We start from the raw sequence: 4812 nt of genomic DNA on the forward strand, positions 1-4812 counted from the left end.
CCCGCCACCCGCGCCACGACAGGAGACGTCCGATGATCGCGCCCTCGGCGCTCGTGAGCGGCTCACGAGGGTTCCGGGCATGAGCGCCACCGGTGCCTACCGGCACCTCTTCTCCCCGCTGCGGCTCGGACCGCTGACGCTGCGCAACCGCATCGTGTTCTCGGCGCACCTCACCAACTACGCCGCGGACGGCCGGCCCACCGACCAGCACGCCGCGTACTACGCGGCGCGCGCGGCCGGCGGCGCCGGGCTGATCATCACCGAGGAGCACTCGACCCACCCGACGGACTGGCCGTACGAGAAGCTCATCCACGGCTTCCATCCCGACGTGGTCCCGGGCTACAAGAAGATCACCGAGGCGGTGCACGCCCACGACGTGCCGATCCTGGCCCAGCTCAACCACAACGGCGGCCAGGCGTCGTCCATGTTCTCCCGGCTCCCCGTCTGGGCGCCCTCCGCCGTGCCGGACCCGATGTTCCGCGAGGTCCCGAAGGCCGTCACGGTCACGGAGATCGCCGAGATCGTCGCCGGTTACGGGCAGGTCGCCGAGGCCTGCGCGCAGGGCGGGTTCGACGGCGTCGAACTGCAGTGCAGCCACTCGTCGATCGTCCGGGGATTCCTGTCCCCGGCCACGAACAAGCGCACCGACGACTACGGCGGCTCGCTGGCCAACCGGGCCCGGATCCTGCTGGAGATCGTCGACGCGGTGCGTGCGGCGATCGGCCGGGACCGCGCGCTCGGCGTCCGCATCTGCGGCGACGAGCTGATCGAGGGCGGCACCACGATCGACGAGGCCGTCGAGGTCGCCCGCATGGTCGAGGCGTCCGGCAAGGTCGACTACATCAACACCTCGATCGGCGTGGCCACCTCGACGCTGTACATGATCGAGGCGTCGATGCACATCCCGCCGGGATACGCGATGTTCATCCCGTCGGCGATGCGCAAGGCCGTCGACCTGCCGGTGGTCGGCGTCGGCCGGTTCAAGGACCCGCTGCAGGCCGACCGCGCCCTGCGCGAGGGACACTGCGATCTCATCGGCGTGGTCCGCGGGCAGATCGCCGACCCGGACTTCGCAGCCAAGGCCCGAGCCGGGCACGCCGCCGACATCCGCACCTGCCTGTCCTGCAACCAGGAGTGCGTGGGCCGGATGGGACTCAACCGCTGGCTCGGCTGCATCGAGAACCCGCGCGCCGGCCGGGAGGCCGTGCCGATCCCGTCGCCGACCGTCCCCGGTCGCCGGGTGCTCGTCGTGGGCGGCGGGCCGGCCGGGCTGCAGGCCGCCGCGACCGCGGCCGGGCAGGGGCACCGGGTGACGTTGTGCGAGCGGTCGGAGGAGACCGGCGGGCAGGTCGGCGTCGCCGCCTCGGTGCCCAGCCGCGCGGAGTTCCTCGACGTCGTGCGCAACCTGCTCGCCGAGTGCAAGCGGCTCGGCGTAGAGATCAGGACCGGTGTCGAGGTGGACGCCGCCCAGGTGCGGTGCGAGCGCCCCGACGTCGTCATCCTCGCCACCGGCGCCCGCCCCGCGCCACCGTGGTGGGCCGGCGGGCTGGACCGGGTGGTCGATGTCCGGGACGTGCTGGAGGGCCGCGCGGAGCCGTCCGGTTCGGTGCTGGTGTTCGACGAGCTGGGCTTCCATCAGGCGACGTCGGTGGCCGAACTGCTCGCCGACCGCGGCTGCGACGTCGAGATCGCGACCCCCGGCATGGTCGTCGGCCAGGACCTCGGGATCACGCTCGACATGGAGATGTTCAACGTGCGGGCGCACGCCAAGAAGATCAAGCAGACGACCGACCGGGTGATCATGGGCGCGTCCGCGACCGAGGACGGCCGGGTCGCGCTGCAGGTGCTGCACCACACCGTCGGTGTGGACTCCGAGCTCACGTACGACTGGGTGGTGTGCGCCGTCCCGCAGGCCCCCGAGGACGGGCTGTGGCGCGAACTGCGCGGCGGCGGGATCCCGGTGCACCGCGCCGGGGACTGCGTGACGCCGCGCCGCGCCCACGCCGCGGTCGTCGAGGGCCACCGCGTGGCGGTGTCGCTGTGAGCGCCGTCCTCGCCGGAGGTCCCCGATGACGGCACCCGTCCCGTCGCAGGCCGGAGCCCAGCCGGGACCCGGCACGACCGGTGGCACGGCCGACGCGACGGCGCAGCCGCTCACCCGCCCGGCCCCCGAACCCGGCCCGGCCTCCGGGTGCCCGCTCGCCGTCGTCGTCGTCCGCGACGGGATCGTGCCGCTGGGTGCCGACGAGGCCGTGGCCGAGGCCGGCGGTGCCGCGCTGCTGATCGGGTCCGGCACCAAGGAGGCCGCCGCCGAGCTGCCCCCGCTGCGCCGGGCCTGGCTCGCCGAGGCCGGTGCGTTCGCCCCGGCCCGGTGGGCCGCCGCGCTGGCCGGGGTCCTCGCCGACGCCGGGCCGCTGCTGCTGCCGGCCTCCCCGGACGGCCGCGACCTGGCGCCGCGGCTGGCCGCCGCGCTGGGCCGCCCGCTGCTCGCCGGTGTCACGGCCCTGCGCGAGCACGGAGCCGACCTGATCCGCTACGGCGGCCGGCTCGCGATGACCGCCACGGTGTCCGGCTCGTTCGTCGCGACGCTGCAGCCCGGGATCCGCGGCGCCGAAGCCGTTCCGGGCGAACCCGAGCTGACCGAGGTGGACCTCGAACTGCCGCAGTGCCCGGACGTCGAGGTGCTCGAGGTGCTGCCGCCGGACCCGGCGACGGCCGACCTGGCCGAGGCGCCTCGCATCCTCGGCGCCGGCGCGGGACTGACCCGCGGCGGCGAGCCGTCGGGGACCGCGGCGATCGACCTGCTCGGCCGGGTGGCGGCCGCGCTCGGCGCGAGCGTCGGCGCGACCCGGGTCGTCACCGACGCCGGCTGGGCGGACTACCAGCGCCAGATCGGCGCCACCGGCGTCGTGGCCGACCCGGACCTCTATATCGCGTTCGGGGTGTCCGGGGCCGCGCAGCACACCGGCGGGCTGGGCGCACCCGAGCACATCGTGAGCGTCAACCTCGACCCGAGCTGCCCGATGACCGCGATGGCCGACCTGGGCATCGTCACCGACGCCGCCGCGCTCCTGCGCGAGCTCGCCGACCGGCTGCTGACGGCCGACGAAGGAGAACGATGACCGCGCCGCAGGCGCAGACCGCGGCGGCGACCGAGGGCTCGCAGCACGCCGGCCCGGCCGGGCGCGCCGTCCGGGTACCGGTCCCGCCGCAGACCTTCGACGCGATCATCGTCGGCGCCGGGCCGGCCGGCTCGGCGGCCGCGCTGGAGCTGGCCCGCGCCGGGCACTCGGTCGCGCTGGTCGAGCGCGGGCCGTACCCCGGCTCGAAGAACGTCTACGGCGGCGTGATCTACGGCCGGATCCTCGACGAGCTGATCCCGCGCTGGTGGGAGCACGCGCCGGTGCAACGCTGGGTCACCCGCCGACAGACGATGATCATGACCCCGACCCAGGCGATGACCGTCGACTTCCGCAGCCAGGCCTGGGGCGAGCCGCCCCACAACGGGGCCACCGCGCACCGCTCGGACTTCGACGCCTGGCTCGCCGCGGAGGCGGAGAAGGCGGGCGCGGTCGTCGTCCCGTCCACCGTGGCCACCGGCCTGCTCACCGGGCCCGACGGCTCGGCCGTCGGGATCCGTACCGACCGACCGGACGGCGACCTCGGTGCCCGGGTGGTGATCGCCTGCGACGGCGTGAACTCCTTCCTGGCCAAGCAGGCCGGCCTCTACGACGCCGCCCGCCAGGTCGAGCACACGACGCTGGGGGTCAAGGAGACCCTGCGGCTGCCCCGCGAGGTGATCGACGAGCGGTTCGGGCTGGCCGGACGCGAGGGCGTCGACATCGAGATGCTCGGCGCCACCGGCGGCATCCCCGGTGGCGGCTTCCTCTACACGAACCTGGAGTCGATCTCGGTCGGTGTCGTGTTGGGACTGCCCGGGCTGGCCAAGGCCAAGCGACGCCCCGAGGACGTCGTCGCCGAGCTCAAGGCACACCCGGCGATCGCCCCGCTCGTCCGCGGCGCGGAGCTCGTCGAGTACTCCGCGCACCTGATCCCCGAGGGCGGCTACAAGCACCTGCCCCAGCTGATCGGCGACGGCCTGCTCGTCGCCGGCGACGCCGCCGCGCTGTGCCTGGCCGCCGGGATCTGGCTCGAGGGCGTCAACTTCGCGATCGGGTCCGGGATGTACGCCGGGCGCGCGGCCGCCGCCGCGCTGCGCCGCGGGGACACGTCCAAGGCCGGGCTGGCCGGCTACCGCACCCTGCTCGAGGGCAGCTTCGTCCTCGCCGACCACAAGAAGCTGCGTGACCTCCCCGGCCTCGTGCTGTCGGAGCGGATGCAGACGCAGTACCCCGGGATGATCTGCGACATCGTCCAGGGCATGTTCGACGTCACCAACCCGACGCCGAAGCCGGGACTGCGCAAGCTCCTGCGGCGCAGCGCGAAACAGCACGGCGTGCGACTGCGCGACCTGGCCCGTGACGGGCTCACCGGACTGCGAGGATTGAGCTGATCACATGAGCTACGCCGAGGTCTCCTTCTCCGACCGGATGGCATGCGTCGACTTCCGTGTCGGTGAGCGGCCGCACATCCAGGTCGACACCGACGTCTGCCGCTCCTGCACCACGCAGGCCTGCGTGACGGCGTGCCCGGCCAACCTGTTCGTGCCCGTCGCCGAGGGCGGCATCCTGTTCAACTACGAGCAGTGCTTCGAGTGCGGCACCTGCTACCTGGTCTGCAACAACTCCGGCGCGATCCGATGGAGCTACCCCGACGGCGGCCAGGGCGTCGTCTTCCGGCATGGCTGAGGGG

4 protein-coding genes are annotated in these 4812 nt (G+C 74.0%); all 4 read left to right on the forward strand.

The window, feature by feature from the left end:
* Window positions 1-79: 79 nt before the first annotated feature.
* The 4 genes from HF519_RS29345 to HF519_RS29360 are packed head-to-tail and all read left to right on the forward strand — an operon-like array spanning window position 80 to window position 4808.
* Window positions 80-2044, forward strand: a complete 1965-nt coding sequence (locus HF519_RS29345; protein WP_169416218.1) for a mycofactocin system FadH/OYE family oxidoreductase 2 — start codon at window positions 80-82, stop codon at window positions 2042-2044.
* 25 nt (window positions 2045-2069) lie between these two features.
* Window positions 2070-3122, forward strand: a complete 1053-nt coding sequence (locus HF519_RS29350) for a mycofactocin-associated electron transfer flavoprotein alpha subunit (protein WP_169416219.1) — start codon at window positions 2070-2072, stop codon at window positions 3120-3122.
* Window positions 3119-4513, forward strand: coding sequence for an FAD-dependent oxidoreductase (locus tag HF519_RS29355; RefSeq protein ID WP_169416220.1), 1395 nt, complete (start codon window positions 3119-3121; stop codon window positions 4511-4513). Before HF519_RS29350 ends, HF519_RS29355 begins: the two co-directional genes overlap by 4 nt.
* A gap of 4 nt (window positions 4514-4517) precedes the next feature.
* Window positions 4518-4808 (forward strand): ferredoxin family protein, encoded by a 291-nt coding sequence (locus tag HF519_RS29360; RefSeq protein WP_169416221.1) that lies wholly within the window; start codon window positions 4518-4520, stop codon window positions 4806-4808.
* The last annotated feature ends 4 nt before the right edge of the window (window positions 4809-4812 follow it).

Origin of the sequence: Pseudonocardia bannensis, assembly GCF_012911875.1 — a bacterium.
GTDB lineage: Bacteria > Actinomycetota > Actinomycetes > Mycobacteriales > Pseudonocardiaceae > Pseudonocardia > Pseudonocardia bannensis.

Bases quoted from the DNA above. Each gene is read 5' to 3' on its own strand.
- HF519_RS29345 (WP_169416218.1), top strand. From the start codon at position 80: ATGAGCGCCACCGGTGCCTACCGGCACCTCTTCTCCCCGCTGCGGCTC.
- HF519_RS29350 (WP_169416219.1), top strand. From the start codon at position 2,070: ATGACGGCACCCGTCCCGTCGCAGGCCGGAGCCCAGCCGGGACCCGGC.
- HF519_RS29355 (WP_169416220.1), top strand. From the start codon at position 3,119: ATGACCGCGCCGCAGGCGCAGACCGCGGCGGCGACCGAGGGCTCGCAG.
- HF519_RS29360 (WP_169416221.1), top strand. From the start codon at position 4,518: ATGAGCTACGCCGAGGTCTCCTTCTCCGACCGGATGGCATGCGTCGAC.